17 protein-coding genes are annotated in these 15,652 nt (G+C 75.2%); 4 read left to right on the plus strand and 13 right to left on the minus strand.

Translation table 11 applies throughout. The features are described from left to right. Positions 1 to 30: 30 nt before the first annotated feature. The 4 genes from ANAEK_RS05095 to ANAEK_RS05110 form a co-directional block, all read right to left on the minus strand. Entirely contained in the window at positions 31 to 474 is a 444-nt protein-coding gene (locus ANAEK_RS05095; protein WP_012525083.1) for a hypothetical protein, read from the minus strand. Continuing rightward, entirely contained in the window at positions 471 to 923 is a 453-nt protein-coding gene (locus ANAEK_RS05100; protein WP_012525084.1) for a phage holin family protein, read from the minus strand. The genes ANAEK_RS05095 and ANAEK_RS05100 overlap by 4 nt, the downstream gene beginning before the upstream one ends. A 130-nt stretch (positions 924 to 1,053) precedes the next feature. Next, a complete protein-coding gene (gene ligD / locus ANAEK_RS05105; protein ID WP_012525085.1) occupies positions 1,054 to 1,995 on the minus strand; it encodes a non-homologous end-joining DNA ligase in 942 nt (313 codons plus the stop codon). A 3-nt stretch (positions 1,996 to 1,998) separates the two neighbouring features. Beyond that, positions 1,999 to 2,889: a Ku protein gene (locus tag ANAEK_RS05110; RefSeq protein WP_012525086.1), complete on the minus strand. Its 891-nt coding sequence runs from the start codon at positions 2,887 to 2,889 to the stop codon at positions 1,999 to 2,001. Positions 2,890 to 3,004: 115 nt separating this feature from the next. Between ANAEK_RS05110 and ANAEK_RS23120 the strand changes: the two genes are divergently transcribed. Then, the gene (locus tag ANAEK_RS23120; RefSeq protein ID WP_012525087.1) at positions 3,005 to 3,181 is read left to right on the plus strand and encodes a hypothetical protein; all 177 of its coding nucleotides are present in this window, start codon (positions 3,005 to 3,007) and stop codon (positions 3,179 to 3,181) included. A gap of 50 nt (positions 3,182 to 3,231) precedes the next feature. Next, a complete protein-coding gene (locus ANAEK_RS05115) occupies positions 3,232 to 4,431 on the plus strand; it encodes a triacylglycerol lipase (protein WP_012525088.1) in 1,200 nt (399 codons plus the stop codon). Between the two features lie 18 nt (positions 4,432 to 4,449). On the opposite strand, the gene ANAEK_RS05120 is transcribed toward ANAEK_RS05115, so the two are convergent. From ANAEK_RS05120 to ANAEK_RS05130, 3 genes are all read right to left on the minus strand, one after another. Further along, entirely contained in the window at positions 4,450 to 5,724 is a 1,275-nt protein-coding gene (locus tag ANAEK_RS05120; RefSeq protein ID WP_012525089.1) for an acetyl-CoA hydrolase/transferase family protein, read from the minus strand. A gap of 106 nt (positions 5,725 to 5,830) precedes the next feature. Beyond that, complete coding sequence (locus ANAEK_RS05125; RefSeq protein ID WP_012525090.1) at positions 5,831 to 6,595, minus strand: TSUP family transporter; 765 nt, start codon at positions 6,593 to 6,595, stop codon at positions 5,831 to 5,833. A gap of 39 nt (positions 6,596 to 6,634) precedes the next feature. Next, entirely contained in the window at positions 6,635 to 6,997 is a 363-nt protein-coding gene (locus ANAEK_RS05130; RefSeq protein WP_012525091.1) for a response regulator, read from the minus strand. 200 nt (positions 6,998 to 7,197) lie between these two features. Between ANAEK_RS05130 and ANAEK_RS05135 the strand changes: the two genes are divergently transcribed. Further along, on the plus strand, positions 7,198 to 7,800 hold the full coding sequence (locus ANAEK_RS05135; RefSeq protein ID WP_012525092.1) for a DUF4126 domain-containing protein: 603 nt from the start codon (positions 7,198 to 7,200) through the stop codon (positions 7,798 to 7,800). On the opposite strand, the gene ANAEK_RS05140 is transcribed toward ANAEK_RS05135, so the two are convergent. The 6 genes from ANAEK_RS05140 to ANAEK_RS05165 all read right to left on the minus strand — a co-directional run bounded on the left by ANAEK_RS05140 (position 7,719) and on the right by ANAEK_RS05165 (position 14,114). Further along, the gene (locus ANAEK_RS05140; protein ID WP_012525093.1) at positions 7,719 to 8,333 is read right to left on the minus strand and encodes a methylated-DNA--[protein]-cysteine S-methyltransferase; all 615 of its coding nucleotides are present in this window, start codon (positions 8,331 to 8,333) and stop codon (positions 7,719 to 7,721) included. The genes ANAEK_RS05135 and ANAEK_RS05140 overlap by 82 nt on opposite strands. Next, a complete protein-coding gene (locus tag ANAEK_RS05145; RefSeq protein ID WP_012525094.1) occupies positions 8,330 to 9,871 on the minus strand; it encodes an AlkA N-terminal domain-containing protein in 1,542 nt (513 codons plus the stop codon). The genes ANAEK_RS05140 and ANAEK_RS05145 overlap by 4 nt, the downstream gene beginning before the upstream one ends. Before the next feature lie 71 nt (positions 9,872 to 9,942). Then, complete coding sequence (locus ANAEK_RS05150; RefSeq protein ID WP_012525095.1) at positions 9,943 to 10,461, minus strand: cupin domain-containing protein; 519 nt, start codon at positions 10,459 to 10,461, stop codon at positions 9,943 to 9,945. A gap of 284 nt (positions 10,462 to 10,745) precedes the next feature. Next, complete coding sequence (locus ANAEK_RS05155; protein ID WP_012525096.1) at positions 10,746 to 12,125, minus strand: multiheme c-type cytochrome; 1,380 nt, start codon at positions 12,123 to 12,125, stop codon at positions 10,746 to 10,748. 46 nt (positions 12,126 to 12,171) lie between these two features. Next, the gene (locus ANAEK_RS05160) at positions 12,172 to 12,498 is read right to left on the minus strand and encodes a hypothetical protein (RefSeq protein WP_012525097.1); all 327 of its coding nucleotides are present in this window, start codon (positions 12,496 to 12,498) and stop codon (positions 12,172 to 12,174) included. Positions 12,499 to 12,647: 149 nt separating this feature from the next. Then, complete coding sequence (locus ANAEK_RS05165) at positions 12,648 to 14,114, minus strand: DUF3373 domain-containing protein (protein ID WP_012525098.1); 1,467 nt, start codon at positions 14,112 to 14,114, stop codon at positions 12,648 to 12,650. A 188-nt stretch (positions 14,115 to 14,302) separates the two neighbouring features. Between ANAEK_RS05165 and ANAEK_RS05170 the strand changes: the two genes are divergently transcribed. Then, positions 14,303 to 15,652, plus strand: coding sequence for a sigma-54-dependent Fis family transcriptional regulator (locus ANAEK_RS05170; RefSeq protein WP_012525099.1), 1,350 nt, complete (start codon positions 14,303 to 14,305; stop codon positions 15,650 to 15,652).

A 15,652-nucleotide genomic window follows, 5' to 3' on the forward strand; every position in this document is an offset into this window, starting at 1 on the left:
GCCGCCGCGCCGGTGCGACGCGGCCCCGCCTCAGCGGGCGCGGGCCGCGGCGGGCGCAGCGCGCGCCGGAGGCGGGCGCAGGTAGCGGTCCACCACCGCGCGCCGCACCAACGCCACGGCCAGCGTGCTCGCCGCCGCCGCGGCTGCCTTGCGCAGCACGCTCGGCTCCGCGGCCACGCGGTGCGGGTGATCGAGCAGCCGCGCCAGCGCGCGCCGGGCGTCGCGGGCCCGCACCGTCGGGCGCCGCCGCTCCGAGCGGGCGCGCACCGCCAGCGCGATCAGGCCGCCGACCACCAGCGCCGCGGCGCTCGCCGCGATCGCCGCCGCCACCGGGTGGCGCCGCGCCTGCAGGCCGAGGTCGAACAGCTCGCTCCGGCGGCGGTCCAGCTCGCCGACCAGCATCCCCAGCTCCCCGCGCAGCGCGTCGATCTCCCCCGACACGCGGCGCACCTGCCCGTCGGCGTCCGGCGTCATGCCACCTGCTCCTTCGCCCAGCGGACGCCGTCCTGCAGCGACCGGCGGGTCGTGTCGAGCGGCTTGCGCACGCGGCGCCCCCAGCCCCACAGGCCGGCCGCGGTCCCGACGGCCAGCACCACCGCGGCGACCACCAGCGCCGCCGCCCAGCCCGGCAGCAGGCCCGCCTCCATGAGCGCGAGCACCACCGCGGTGAGCAGGAGCTGCACGGTGAAGATCCCGCACAGGCCCGCCACGCCCAGCCCGCTCGCCATCTTCGCCTCGGCGCGCAGGTCGGCCCGAAGCTCCGCCTTGGCGAGCTCGACCTCCTTGCGGGCGAGCGCGCTGGCCTTGCGCGCCAGCTCCGTCACCAGATCGCGCGTCGGCAGCTGGCGCACCGCCTCGGTCGCGCCGCCCGGGTGCACGGGCGGGACATGCGTGGGCCGGCCGGGCCGGTGCTGCTCGGTCATGGCTCTCTCTCCCCCCGGCGCGGTGAGTGCGCGCGCCGAGGACAAGGTGCGACCGCGGCGCAGGGCGCGCCACGCGCCGGAGGCGTGCCGCCGTCGCGGCCGGGGCGCCCGCAGGCGCCGCCGACGGGGCTCACGCGCCGGCCGCCCGCTCGAGCTCCGCCGGGGCGGGCAGGCGCTGGCGCAGCGTCAGCACCGGGGCGAACAGGTCGCCCACGCGCTCGACCCGCCGGAGCACCGCCGCCGCCTCGAACACCAGCCCGCCCGCGTCGCGGGTCCGGACGGCCTTCTCCACCTCGGCCCAGCGGAGCGGGGTGGAGACGGTGGGGCGCGGCCGCGCCCGCAGCGAGTAGACGCAGACGGTGGTCTTGTGCGGATCGTTCTGGCTCCAGTCCACCAGCACCTTGCCGCCGCGGAGCGCCTTCGCCATGCGCTCGACCACGAGCTGCGGGTGGCGGCGCTCCAGCAGGCGGGCGACGGCGTGCGCGAACGGCTTCGTGTCCGCGTAGGTGGCGCCGGAGAGCGGCACGTACAGCTGCATGCCCTTCGACCCGGAGCCCTTCGGGAACGCCTCCAGGCCGAGCGCGGCGAGCAGCCGCCGCAGCAGCAGCGCCACCTCGCAGCAGGCGAGCAGATCGGCGGGCGGGCCCGGGTCGAGGTCGAACACGAGCGCGGTGGGCCGCTCCACGTCGTCCACCAGCGACAGCGAGGGGTGGAGCTCCAGGTCGGCGATGCTGGCGAGCCACACCAGCGAGGACAGGTCGTCCACCACGCAGTAGTCGATGTAGTCCTGGTTGCCCTCGCTCCAGATCGCCTCGGTCCGGAACCAGTCCGGGCGGTGGCGCGGACAGCGCTTCTCGTAGAAGTGCGGCCCGTCCACGCCCTCCGGGTAGCGCTTCAGCGTGAGCGGCCGGTCCCGCAGGTGCGGCAGGAGCACGGGGGCGACGCGGCGGTAGTAGTCCACCACCTCACCCTTGGTGAAGCCGGCCTCGGGGTAGAACACCTTGTCGAGGTTGCGGAGGAGGATCCGCCGCCCCTCCACCTCGACCTCGACGCCCTGCTGCGCGCGCGCCACGGATCACCCGCGCTTCTTGCGCGACGCGCGCGCGGCGCGGGGCCGGCCGGTGGTCCGGGCCGCGGCCGCGGCCGCGTGGCGTCGCTCGCCGCGCGCCGGCGCCTCGTGCTCGTCGCCCCGGCGGCGGGCCGCCGCGAGGCTGGCGGAGAGCGCGTCGGCGAGGCTCACCACCTCGGCCCCGGCCGGCTCGGCGGCGGGCGCCTCGATGGCCTGGCCCTCCGCCTTGCGCTCGATGAGCTCGAGCACGCGCTCGCGACGCAGGTCCGGGTAGCGCTCGGGCTCGAACGGCCCGGAGAGCGACGCGACGAGCTGCTCCGCCATCTGCAGCTCGCGCGAGGACGGCTCGCCCGCCTCGGGCAGCTCCAGCGAGCCCGGCGAGTCGATCTCGTCGGCGCGGTTCATGGTGGAGAGCGCCAGGGCGCCGCCGGCCGCCGGGCGCACGCAGCAGAGCGACTCGCGCGTGCGCAGCACCGCGGTCGCGATCGCGACCTTGCCCGCCTTGCGCATGGCGTCCCCGAGCAGCCGGTACGCCTTCGCGGCGCTGCGGTCGGGCACGAGGTAGTAGCTCGCCTCGAAGAACGCCGGGTCGATCTCGGAGAGCTCCACGAAGTCGTGGATCTCCACGGTGCGCGTGGCCTTCGGATCGAACGCCTCCAGCTCCTCGCGCGTCACCGTCACGTAGCGGCCGGGCGACACCTCGTACCCCTTCACGATGTGCTCGTAGGGGACCTCCTTCTCCTCGGTCGAGCAGAAGCGGCGCAGCTGGATGCGGGCGCCGTCCGCGTCGTGCAGCATGTGGAACCGGACCTCCTTCTGGTGCACCGCGGTGTAGAGCTTCACCGGGATGTTCACCAGGCCGAAGGTCAGCGCGCCGCTCCAGATCGCCCTCGCCATCGGGATGCCTCCGGACGAACGTTCCATCCCCCGGCCGGCGGCGGCAACGCGCGCCGGCGAGGACGGGGTTCACCTCGGCTGGTGATAGCCCCAGCTTGCGGGGAGGGGAGGAACCATGAAGGGCGAGCCCAAGGATCAGCCACGCAAGGACCCCGGCAAGGCGCCGCGCACCGATCTCCCGCCCACGCGGGAACCCTACGACGAGGGCTACTTCGGCACGGGCGAGGAGGAGGGCGTGGAGCGCGAGCGCCAGGCGCCCGAGCCGGCGAAGGATCGAGAGCGCGGGCGGTAGGCGCCGTGCCGGCTGGCCGCGGCCCCCGCGCTGCGGCATGCTGCGTCGCGATGGGGACGCGCCTCGACGTCGCGGAGCTCCGGGGCTGGGGTCGGCTCGCGTTCGACGCGACGCTCGGGGTGACCGCCGTCGTCGAGGGGATGCACCACAACATCGCGCGCGGGCCGTGGTTCCTCGACGCGCCGCGGAGCGCGCGCACCCGGGGCCTCACCGGCCTCGTCTACGGCGCGGTCCGGGGCGTCACGCGGCTCGCGGGGGAGGGCTGGGACGCGGCGCTCTCGCGGGCCGCCGGCGGCGCCGGGCAGGCCAGCTCGCCCCGGCGCGAGGCGGTCCGGGCGGCGCTGAACGGCGTGCTCGGGGATCACCTCGTCGCCACCGGGAACCCGCTCGCGATCCCGATGCAGCTCCGGTTCGGGGGCCGGCCGGTCGCGCTCGAGCGGCGCGCGCTGCGGGACGCGATCCCGGGTGCGACGGGGAAGGTGGTGGTGCTCGTGCACGGGCTCTGCACCGACCCGCTGCGCTGGCGCCGCCGCGGCCACGATCACGGCGCCGCGCTGGCGCGGGACCTCGGCTACACGCCGCTGTACCTGCACTACAACAGCGGCCTGCACGTCTCGACGAGCGGGCGGGGGCTCGACGAGGTCCTCGAGGCGCTCGTGCGCGCCTGGCCGGTCCAGCTCGAGGACCTCTCCCTGCTCGGCCACAGCCTCGGCGGCCTCGTCGCGCGGAGCGCCTGCCGGCAGGGGGCGGCCGCCGGGCACGCGTGGCCGCGCCGGCTGAGGAGCGCGGTGTTCCTCGGCACGCCGCACCACGGCGCCCCGCTGGAGCGCGGCGGCAACTGGGTCGACGTCGTGCTGGGCGTCAGCCCGTACACCGCGCCGCTCGCGAACCTCGGGCGGATCCGCAGCGCCGGCATCACGGACCTGCGCCACGGGAACGTGCTCGAGGAGGACTGGCGGGGCCGCGATCGCTTCGCGCGGTCGCCCGACCGGCGCCGGCCGGTGCCGCTGCCGCCCGGGGTCCGCTGCCTCGCCGTCGCCGGCACGACGGCGCGCGGGCGGAGCGCCGCGGCCGACCTCCTGGGCGACGGGCTGGTCCCGCTCGCCAGCGCGCTGGGCCGGCACCGGGACCCCGCGCGCACGCTCGCGTTCGGTCCCGCGGGCCGGGCCATCGCGCCCGGGGTCGGCCACCTGGACCTGCTCGGCGACCCGGGCGTCTACGCGCGCGTGCGCGGGTGGCTCGCCGGCTAGCGCCGCGCCGCGGCCCGGCTACCAGGAACCGAACCGGCGGCGCGCCTCGGCGGTGAGGACGTCGCGGTGCTTCGGGTGCGCCACCGCGATGAGCGCGGCCGCGCGCTGGCGGAGGTTCTTGCCGAACAGGTCGGCGATCCCGTGCTCGGTGACGACGAAGTGGACGTGCGCGCGGGTGGTGACCACGCCCGCGCCCGGCCGCAGCACCGGCACGATGCGCGACTCGCCGGCCGCGTTCGTGGAGGGCAGCGCGATGATGGGCTTGCCGCCGTCGGACAGCGCCGCGCCGCGGATGAAGTCCATCTGGCCGCCCACCCCGGACACCTGCCGCTCGCCCACCGAGTCGGCGCACACCTGGCCGGTGAGGTCCACCTCGATGGCGCTGTTGATGGCGGTGACCTTGGGGTTGCGGCGGATCACCGCCGTGTCGTTCACGTAGGCGATGTCGAGCATCGCGACGAGCGGGTTGTCGTCCAGGAAGTCGTAGAGGCGACGGGTGCCGTGCGCGAAGCCGGCCACGATCTTGCCCGGGTGCACGCGCTTCAGCTCGCCGGTGATGACGCCCTTCTCCACCAGGTCCACCACGCCGTCGGAGATCATCTCGGTGTGGATGCCGAGCCGGTGGTGGTCGCCGAGCGACGCCAGCGTGGCCTGGGGGATCGCCCCGATGCCGAGCTGCAGGCAGGCGCCGTCGTCCACCAGCTCGGCGCAGTGCCGGCCGATGGCGCGCTCCACGTCGGTGAGCGCGCGCACCGGCGCCTCGTGGATGGGCTCGTCCACCTCGACCATGTAGTCGATCGCGTCCACGTGGATGAGGCCGTCGCCGTGCGTGCGCGGCATGCGCGGGTTCACCTGCGCGATCACGGTCCGCGCGGTCTGCACCGCGGCGCGGGTGACGTCCACCGACACGCCCAGCGAGCAGAAGCCGTGGCGGTCCGGCGGCGAGACGTGCACCAGCGCCACGTCGAGCGGCAGGATCCCGGAGCGGAAGAGCTGCGGCACCTCGGAGAGGAACACCGGCAGGTAGTCGCCGCGCCCCTCCTCGATCGCCTTGCGCACGTTCGGCCCGACGAACAGCGCGTTCACGCGGAAGTGCCGGGCCATCTCGGGCGCGGCGTACGGCGCGTCCCCCTCGGTGTGGATCGAGACGATCTCGACGACGCTCAGCTCGGGCGCCCGCGCGGTGAGCGCCTCGATGAGCCGGCGCGGCGCGGCCGCGACGCTGTGCACGAACACCCGGTGGCCGGACTTGACGACCGAGAGGGCTTCCTCGGCGGAGACGATGCGGCTCATCGGCAGGGCTCTCCTCTCGAGCAGGGCGGTGCGGCGCGCCAGTGTACCAGCGGGGCGCGCGCCTTTGCACCCGTGCCGGGCTTCCGGTCGTCCAGGGCGCGGCGCGTCAGGAGCGCATGTCCCAGGCCAGCTTGACGGCCAGGGCGAGCGTCACCAGGACCGCGGTGCGCCGGACCAGCGCGTCGCCGCGCCGGACCGCGAGGTGCGCGCCGATCCACCCGCCGGCGAGCTGGGCGGCGGCCATGGGCACCGCGATGCGCCAGACCACCACGCCCTTGACCGAGAACAACGCCACCGCCGCCAGGTTGGACGCGAAGTTCACCACCTTCGCGCCCGCGGAGGCGCGCGCCAGGCCGTCGCCGAGCAGCGCCACGAACGCGACGATGAGGAACGTGCCGGTGCCCGGGCCGAAGAAGCCGTCGTAGGCGCCGATCGCGAGCGCGATCCCCCCGGCGACGAGCGGCGTCGCCTCGCGGCGCGCGCCGTCCGGGCGGGCGGGTGGCCCGCGGCGGAGCCCGACGAACAGCGCGGCGAACGCGAGCAGCGCCAGGACGACCGGCCGCAGCGTGGCCGGGGGCACGAGCAGCACCAGCCCGGCGCCGGCCAGCGAGCCGGCGAGGCCCAGCGGGAACGTGACCCGCGCGCGCCGCCCGTCCACCATCCCGGCGCGCGAGAACCGCACCAGCGCCGCGAAGGAGCCGAACACCGACTGGCCCTTGTTCGTCCCGAGCGCGAGGTGCGGCGGCAGCCCGGTCCAGAGCAGCGCCGGGAGCGTGAGCAGCCCGCCGCCCCCGGCGATCGCGTCCACCACGCCGGCGAGCAGGGCGACGGCGGTGAGCGGGACGAGCTGGGCGAGGCCGACCTCGGGCATGGCGCGCGGTTCTACCACGCGCCGGCCCGGGCGCGCGGTTCACCGTGCGTTGCGCTCGACCGCGTCGATGAGCTCGCCCAGGCCGATCGGCTTGTAGAGGATCTCGCGGGCGGTGAGCGGCGCGCCGTCGAGCCCGCGGCTCGCGGTCATCACCACCACCGGGATGTCGCGGAGCCGGTCGTCGCGGAGCTGCGCCTCCCGGAACTGCCAGCCGTTCATCTCCGGCATCATGAGGTCGAGCAGGATCAGGCTCGGGTCGCCGCCGTGCCGCAGGTAGTCGAGCGCCTCGCGCCCGTTCTCGAACAGGCGCGGCTCGTAGCCCTCCTCCTCGAGCAGCTCGCCCAGCGTCTCGCGGAGGTCGGGGTCGTCGTCCACGACGACGATGGTTTCGTGGTCCGCCATGTGCGCTCGACTCGTATAGCCCCGGACGGCGGCCCGCAACCTCGCGCCCTGGCCGGTGCTGCCCTCGCCTCTGAGGGTGGCCCCTGCCGGCGCGCCCGGCACGTCCATCGAGCGTGGGACGGGCCGGCAGACGGGCGCCTCCTGGTGGGTCGTCGGGTCGCTCCCCGCACGCGCACCGCCGGTTCGGTTAGGCTCCCCGCGTGGAGCCGCTCACCGCGCTGGCGCAGTCGCTCGGCCTCGCGTTCGCGTCGGGCATCAGCGCGTACGCGGCCGCTGCGTTCGTGGGGCTCGCGGGGCACCTCGGCTGGATCGGGCCGCTGCCGGGCGCGCTCGGCCTGCTGACGGACCCGTGGGTGTTCGGGACCGCGGGCGCGCTCGCGCTCGTCGAGGCGCTCGCCATGCTCGTGCCCGGGATCGCCACCGCCTGGGAGGCGATCCACACCGCGATCCGGCCGTTCGCGGCCGCGGCGCTGGCGGTCCTCGCCACCTGGGGCGAGCCGCGCCTCGCGGTCGTCGCCGCGCTGCTCGGCGGCGCGCTCGGCCTCGCCACGCACGCGACCAAGCTCGGGCTCCGCGCCACCATCGACACGTCGCCCGAGCCGGTGACGAACGCGGCGGCGACCACCGGCGAGCTCGGGGTGGTGGCGGCACTCGCCTGGGCGATCTGGGCGCACCCCTGGATCGCGCTCGCGGCGGCGCTCGCGCTGCTCACCGCGCTGCTCTACGTCGTGCGGGCGCTCTGGCGGACCGTGGCCCGCGCCATCGCGGCCCTGTTCTCGCCGCCCACCGCGCCGGGCTCGTGAGCGACGCCGGCGGGCGCGCGGGGGACGGCCCCGTCCAGCGCGGCGCGCTCGTGCGCCAGCAGCCAGCGCTTCCGGTCGAGGCCGCCGGCGTAGCCGGTGAGGCTCCCGTCCGCCCCGATGACGCGGTGGCAGGGGATGGCGATCGCGATCGGGTTCCGCCCGTTCGCGAGGCCCACCGCCCGTGCCGCGCCCGGCCGCCCCAGCGCGGCCGCGAGCGCGCCGTAGCTGCGGGTCTCGCCGGCCGGGATGCGCCGCAGCTCGTCCCAGACCTGCCGCTGGAACGGCGTGCCGCCCGGATCGAGCGGGAGCCCGTCCAGCGCGCCGAGGTCGCCCGCGAACCAGGCGCGCGCGCGGGACGCCAGGCCGAGCGGGTCGCGGCCCGCGCGCAGCGCGAGGTCGGGGCCGAAGCGCCGCGCCAGCGCCGGGCGCAGCAGCGGCGTGTCCCCCAGCTCGAGCGCGCAGAGCGCGCGCCCGTCCGAGACGAGGTGCACCGGGCCGATGGGCGACTCCACCACCACGTGCTCGAGCGTCATGACCGCCTCCCCTTCTTCCGTGCGCCCGGCGCCGCGCGTGCGCGGGGCCGCAGGCTCGTCCACAGGTGCAGCGCCGCGTACGCCCGCCATGGGCGCCAGCGCTCGGCCCGTCGCAGCAGCTCCCCCGGCGGCGCCCGCCCGCGGCCGCGCAGGTCGCCGAGCGCGGCGAGCAGGCCGAGGTCGCCCTCCGGGAACGCGTCCGGCTGGTGCAGCGCCCGCATCGCCACGTACTGCGCGGTCCAGCGGCCGATGCCGGGCAGCGCGTCGAGGCGCGCCACGGTGTCCTCCAGCTCGCCGCCCGGCGCGAGCAGGGACGGGTCGTCCCGCACCGCGCCGCCGATCGCGGCGAGCGTGGCGGCGCGGGCGCGGGTCAGCCCGAGCCCCTCCAGGTCGGCGCCGGCGAGCGCCTCCGGGCCGGGGAACAGCCGCGACAGCGCGGGGTCGCCGGAGTCCACCGGGGCGCCGAGCCGCGCCGCGAGCCGGCCCGCCAGCGTCCGGGCCGCGGCGACGCTCACCTGCTGCCCGAGCACCGCGCGCACCACCAGCTCGAACGGCTCCCACGCGCCCGGCACGCGCAGCCCGGGCCGCGCCGCGACGAGCGGCGCGAGCAGCGGATCGCCCGAGAGGTGCGCGCCGATCGCCCGGGCGTCCGCGTCGAGATCGAGCAGCCGGCGCAGGCGCTCCACCGCGGGCGCGATCGCCGCCACCCGCGGCAGCCGCAGCGTCGCGACCAGGCCGCGGCCCCGCGGATGGGGCCGGACCTCGACCGTGCCCGCGGCGCCGTCGAGCGCCACGGTGCGGCGGTACGCGCCGTCCGACACCTGCTCGACGCCGGGGATCGCCCGCGCGCCCAGGAACCCGAGCAGCGCCGGCCAGTCGTACGGCGCGGTGTGCGGCAGCGCGATCGCGATCGCGCCGTCCGGCGGCGGGGCGGACGCGCCGCGCCGCAGCGCGCCCGGCGGGCGCCGGAACGTGCGCCGCACCGCCTCGTTGAAGCGGCGCACGCTCCCGAAGCCCGCCGCCGAGGCCACGTCGGCGAGCGGCAGGGTGGTGTCGGCGAGCAGCCGGCGCGCCAGCAGCACGCGCTGCGCCTGCGCGATCCGGACCGGCGGCGCGCCCACGTGGCGGGCGAACAGGCGGCGGAGCTGCCGGCCGCCGACGCCGACGCGCTCGGCGAGCGCCTCCACGTCGTCGCGCTCGCCCCAGGCGCCCGCCGAGATCAGCGCGAGCGCGCGCGCGACCGTGTTCGCGGTGCCCCGCCAGCCGGCCACGCCGGGCGCGAGCTCCGGCCGGCAGCGCAGGCAGGGCCGGAACCCGGCCGCCTGGGCGGCGGCGGCGCTCGGGTAGAACGCGCAGTGCTCCCGGCGCGGCGTGCGCGCCCGGCAGATCGGGCGGCAGAAGATCCCGGTGGAGAGCACCGCGGTGAAGAAGCGGCCGTCGAACCGCGCGTCGCGGGCGACGTGGGCGCGCCAGCAGGCGCCGGCGTCGAGGCCGGGGATCGCGGGCGGCGGGGCGGGGCGGGGCATGCGCGGCATCATGGCCGCGGTCCGGCCGCGGCGCTCGCCGTTTTCGGACCTCGATGCCGCGGCCCGTCCCGCCGCGGGGCGCATCAGCCGTCGACGCGCTCGCCGTCGAACCAGGCGCCGCCCTCGGGCCGGGCGGTGAAGCCGGCCAGGTAGCGCCGCTCCTTCGGCCCGCCCGGCGCCGAGCCCGCGAACAGGCCCACCTTGCCGGAGTCGGGGTACACGGTGATGTCGGTGGGGAGCATCGTGGAGAGTGCGAGGTACTGCAGCGGCGCGGCGCCGTCGTTGCGGAGCTGGTGCGCGGCGCCCGGGCCCGCGGGCAGCGCGACGTAGTCGCCCGGGCCGACCCGCACCTCGGCGTCGCCGACGCGCAGCAGCCCGCTCCCGGCGATCACGAAGATCGCCTCCTCGTTCGCGCAGTGGAAGTGGTGCGCCCAGGCGGTCTTGCCCGGCGGCAGCTCCATGTGGCTGCAGCCGAGCTGCTCGCCGCCGCTCTCGGCGGACAGCTGGCGGCGCCGGAACGCGAACCGCGTGCCCTTCTCTGCGACGGTCTGGGGGATCTCGGCGACGTTCACGACGTGCGGGTGCCGGCGCGTGGAGCTCATGGCGTCTCCTGCCCGAAGGCGATGGGAAGCCAGGACTCTACCGTCCGTCCGGGGGCGGCGGGCTCGCCGGGCGCCGGCGCGCCCCGAGAAGGCGATCCCCTCGTCCCGGAGCAGGGGGGGCTCCGGGACGAGGGGCGTCGCTCAGCGCCGGAGGCCCACGCCGGCCGGAGCTCGCGGCCGCCCGCGCGGCGGCGGCGAGCCCGGAGGGCGGACGTGGGCTCCTGCGCCCGAGGGCCGCGCAGCGGCCGCGCCGCTTGGGGAGCGCGGGCGCGCTGCGCGGGCCGTCACCACTCTTCCTTCTGCTTCTCGACGAGCTGCTTGAAGTAGAGCTCCGGGTTCGTCAGCTTCTTCACCTCGGCGGGCGCGTACCCGAGCTCGCGGAAGTTCAGCACGCCGTTCACGCCGTGGCAGTTGACGCAGTTCAGCGCCTTCGACCGCGTCACCAGGTGGTTGCTGCCGAAGTAGATCGTCTGCCAGCCGGGCACCGCGGCCTTCGCCACCGCCGCCGGATCCTTCATCCCCAGCGTCCGCGCGGCCGACTCGACGCCGGCGCGGGTGTCGCCGTTCGCCATCGGCGGCGCGAAGTCCATGGAGAGCAGCTTCCCCGACTTCGCGTCGTAGAACGCCTTCCCCATGTAGATCTTGAACGGGTAGATCTTGCTCTTCGCGTCCTTGCGGCTGCCCTTCGGGCCGATGAAGTGCGGCTCGTTGCGGACCTTCCGGTCGTACCAGGCGTAGACCGGGACGGTCTCGTTCGCGTCCTTCTTCAGCGTGGTCGGCTCGTAGAAGCCGTCGCCGCCCTTCTCCCAGACCGTGAAGTCCTTCGCCACCGCGCCGCCGGTGCGCGGGATGTGGCAGGTCTGGCAGGCGATCCGCGCGGTGTGGCGGTTGTAGTCCGCGCTCTTGTGCGGCTTCTCGCCGTGGCAGCCGTCGCAGGAGAGGCGCAGGCCGTCGTTCGCCCAGTTGTTCGGGTCGAAGCCGGTCGGGATGCGGTGGTCCTTCGCCTGGTGGCAGTCCACGCACACCATGCCCTTCGCGGCGTGCGCGTCGGTGTCCTTCGTGAACGAGAAGCCGCGCTTCACCAGCACGCCGCCGCCCGCGGTCTCGTGGCAGGTCATGCAGTTCTTCACGGTGGGCTTGCCGATCGCGAGCGCCGCCTTCGTGCTGCGATCCTGGCCCATCACCACGCGGCCCTGCTCGTCCTTGTACGGCTTGCGCTGGCGGAAGTCGTACTCGGTGGAGTGGCAGACCAGGCAGTCCACCGCCGCCTCCGCCTCGGGCCCGGTGCTGCCCACGTCGTTCAGGTGGTTGCCCGGGTGGCAGGTGTTGCAGCCCGTGAACTTGGACTTGCCGTCCGCGTTCTTCGGGATCTCCTTCAGGTTGTTCACGATGTCGTTGCCGTTGCACATCGTGTAGATGCGGTTCTTCATCCCGTATTCCTGCTTCGGGTCCAGGTTCTCGACGTTGTCCACCTTGGAGGCGTGCTTCCAGTGGACCGTGCCGAGGAACTCCTTGGCCTTGCCGGGATGGCACTCCTCGCAGGTGGACGGGCCCTCGTAGCCGTCCTTCTCGATCTGGCTCCGGCCCGGGTGCTCAGCGGCGAGCGCGCCGGGGGCCTGGAGCAGCGCGATCAGCGCGGACGCGACTGCCGCCGAACGTCTCATGGTCTGGTTCCTCGGTCGGGGGGACGTGGGAGGGGGCGCGCCGCGATCAGCAGCCGGCCGTCTTGCGGAAGTAGGTCGACAGCTTCTTGCCGTCCTTGACCTCGTACTTGCACCGGATCTCGTCGCCCTCGACGATGCGGTGGTCCTTGAACTTGTCGAGCGTGAGGTCGTCCTGGATCACCACCTCGACCAGCTCCTCGGTCTTGACGTCCTTCAGGACGACCGTCGCGGTCTTCGCGTCCTTCCCCGCGAGGTCGATCTTCGTGATGACGCCCACCATCTTCGTCTCGTCGGCCCGGGCGACGCCGCTCAGCGCCACCACGCACATCGCCAGCTGGACGACCGCGACCACGACTGCGAGAGCCTTCTTCATTGGGATCTCCTTGGAACGGTTGCTGCTGCTGCGGGGGAGGGTTGGTGCCTGCTGCGGCGTGAGCCAGGGGCGGTGCGGGCGGGTTCGCCGTGCGACGAGAGGCCGCACGCGGCGAGGGACGGCCTCGTCCCCCGCCGCGCGCGCCGGGCCTAGAACCGCACCTCGAACGTGCCGTAGAAGTCCTGGGCGGACTTCATCGGCGGGAGCATCTGCGCGTTCATGGGGCTGGCCATCAGCTCCGAGATCTTCACCGGCGCGCCGATCCAGTTGTTGCTGCCGGTGTAGTCGAAGTCGTAGTACTGCCAGCCCACCTTGAAGAACGCCTTGCTGACGAACGACGAGATCGCCGGCAGCGGCAGCTCCTGGATCAGGTACGCCTCGTAGACGTTGCCGCGGGTGCCGAGCTTGCTCGTCCACAGGTCGTCGGCGGCGGGGTCGAACGGCATCCAGTACTTCGAGCCGTGGTTGTACTCGCCGCCGATCTTGGTGCCGGCGGGCAGGTCGTAGCGGAGGCCGGCGTACGCGCCCCAGCCGGTGCGGTCGGAGTCGTCCGGGCCGCTGGTGAGCAGGCCGGCGCCGGAGTCCATCCCGCCGAGCAGCATGTGCTTGCCGTTCGGGTGGGTGATGCTGACGCCGCCGCTCGCGAACGAGGTGAGGCTGCCGGGGCCGATGCCCTTCAGCGTGCTGAGCACGCCCACGCCGTACCAGTCGATGTCGCCGAGCTCGACGCCCACGTTGTTCGGGTCGTCGAAGATGTTGAACCCGCGGTTCCACTGGAAGTCGACGCGGAGCGGATCGGTGTCCACCGGCACGACCTGCACGCCGACCATGTCGGTGTCCTTCAGGTCGTTGGTGTTGCTGTAGCCGGCCTCGAAGCCGCGGCCGTAGCAGAGCTTCGCGAACGCGCCGGGGAGCGCGTCGATCTCCGGCGCCCAGCCCAGCGTCATGCCGTCGAACGCGTAGTCCACCAGCAGGCCGGGCACGCCGCCGTTGCCGGGGCGCTCGCCGTCCTGCCGCACGTGGGTGGGCGACCCGCCCGTGGACGGGCGGCGGCCGACCGAGAACCACACCGGCTGGTCGAAGATGTTGCTCCAGGTGGCGAACACCTGGTCCACGCGGAGGACGTTGTCCGTCGGGATGTGGCCGATGGTGCCGTCGAGGACCGACATCCGGTCCGCGAAGAAGCCGGCGTTGGTCGCGTCGGCGGTCTGCATGCCGCTCGTCTTGTTCATGAGCAGGCGCGTCGTGACCGTGACGTTCCGCGTCGCCTTGGCCTTCAGGTTCAGGCCGAAGCGGTTCGTCATCAGCGTCCCGTTCTCCGGGTCGAAGCCGGGCATCGGCACCGGCATGGCCGCCGGCCCCATGTACTGGTAGTACGCGGGGACCTCGCCCTTCAGCGAGTCGAGGCGGAACCGGTAGTCGCCGCTCACCGTCAGCCACTTGCTGAGCGACTTCTCCTCGTCCTTCTTCACCTGCTGCTTGAGCGCCTCGAGCTCCTTGGCCAACTCGTCGAGCTTCTTCTGCTGCGGATCGGGGTCGGCGGCGCGGCCGGCCAGCGGCAGCGCCAGGGCGGCCAGCGCCGCCCCCGTCACGATGATTCGGATCAGCTTGCGCACGCGGGATCTCCTGTTCAGTGGACGGCCGCACGGGCCTCGCTCATGCCCTTTGCGGGACGCGTGCCCGCGACGGAGTGCCCTGATTCCGGGCGGTTGCGCCGGGCGCGCCGGTCGCGACGACACGGAACGTTTCAGCGCGGCGAAACACCGCGTTTCGCGCTGCGACGCGACATGCCAGCCTGCGGCACATGAGCGCATCGGAGCAGGGCAGCGAGGTCGCCTTCGCCGCGGTGAACGCGGCCTTCGGATCCCTCGGGCGCGTGTGCATGGCGCTCGACGACCAGTTCCGGGTGCGGCACGTGTCGTCGCGCCTGGACGTGCTGCTCGGGGAAGGCGCCGCGGCGCGGACGGTCGGGACGCCGGTGGAGGCGCTGCTCGGCGCGGAGCTGTTCGGCGCGGACGGCCCCATTCGCCAGGCGCTGCTGGCGGGCGAGAAGCGCGAGGGCTGGCGCGCGCTGCTCCGGGCCGGCGACGGCGCCTCGCACCTGCTCTCCGTCACCGCCGCGCCGCTCCAGCTCGATCCGCACGGCGTGTGCGCGCGGGACGCGCGGTACCTGGTGGTGCTCCGGCCCGCCGAGGAGGAGGCGGGCGACGCCGCCGCCGCGCTCGCCACCACCGGCATCATCAGCCGCTCGCGCGCCATGGGCCGGGTGGTGCGGCTGGTGGAGAGCCTGCAGTACAGCGAGGCCTCGGTGCTCGTCACCGGCGAGAGCGGCTCGGGCAAGGAGGTCCTGGCGCGGCTCATCCACGCGCACTCGCCGCGCCGGAGCGGGCCGTTCGTGGCGGTGAACGCCGCCGCGCTGCCGGGCGACCTGCTCGAGAGCGAGCTGTTCGGCCACGTGCGCGGCGCGTTCACCGGCGCCACCCGCGACCGGCCGGGCCGCTTCGCCGCGGCCGCCCAGGGCACGCTGTTCCTCGACGAGGTCGGCGACCTGCCGCTGCACCTGCAGGTCAAGCTGCTGCGCGTGCTGCAGGAGCACACCTACGAGCGGGTCGGCGAGAACCAGCCGCGCCGCGCCGACGCGCGCATCATCGCGGCCACGAACCGCGACCTGCGCCGCGCCGTGGCGGAGGGGACGTTCCGCGAGGACCTGTACTACCGCCTGCGCGTGTTCCCGGTGGAGATCCCGCCGCTCCGCGAGCGGCGGGAGGACATCGAGCCGATGGCGCAGCTCCTCCTGTCCCGCGTCTGCGCGCGGGCGGGGCGGGCGGTGCGCTTCTCGCCGGACGCGCTCCGGGCGCTCATGTCGCACGCCTGGCCGGGCAACGTGCGCGAGCTCGAGAACGCGCTCGAGTTCGCCGTCACGGTGTGCCGGGGCCAGACGGTGCAGCCCGAGGACCTGCCGCCGGAGGTGCTCGGCGGCGGGGCGCCGGAGCACGCGCCGGTGCGCGCCGTCGAGCCGGCCGACGCGTACGAGCGCGCCGCCATCGAGGCCGCCCTGCAGGCGCACCGCTGGAGCCGCGCGGAGGCGGCGCGCGCGCTGGGGCTCTCGCGCAGCACGCTCTGGCGGCGCATGCGCTCGTTCAACATCGGGTGA

Source organism: Anaeromyxobacter sp. K (genome assembly GCF_000020805.1).
Taxonomy (GTDB): Bacteria; Myxococcota; Myxococcia; order Myxococcales; family Anaeromyxobacteraceae; genus Anaeromyxobacter; species Anaeromyxobacter dehalogenans.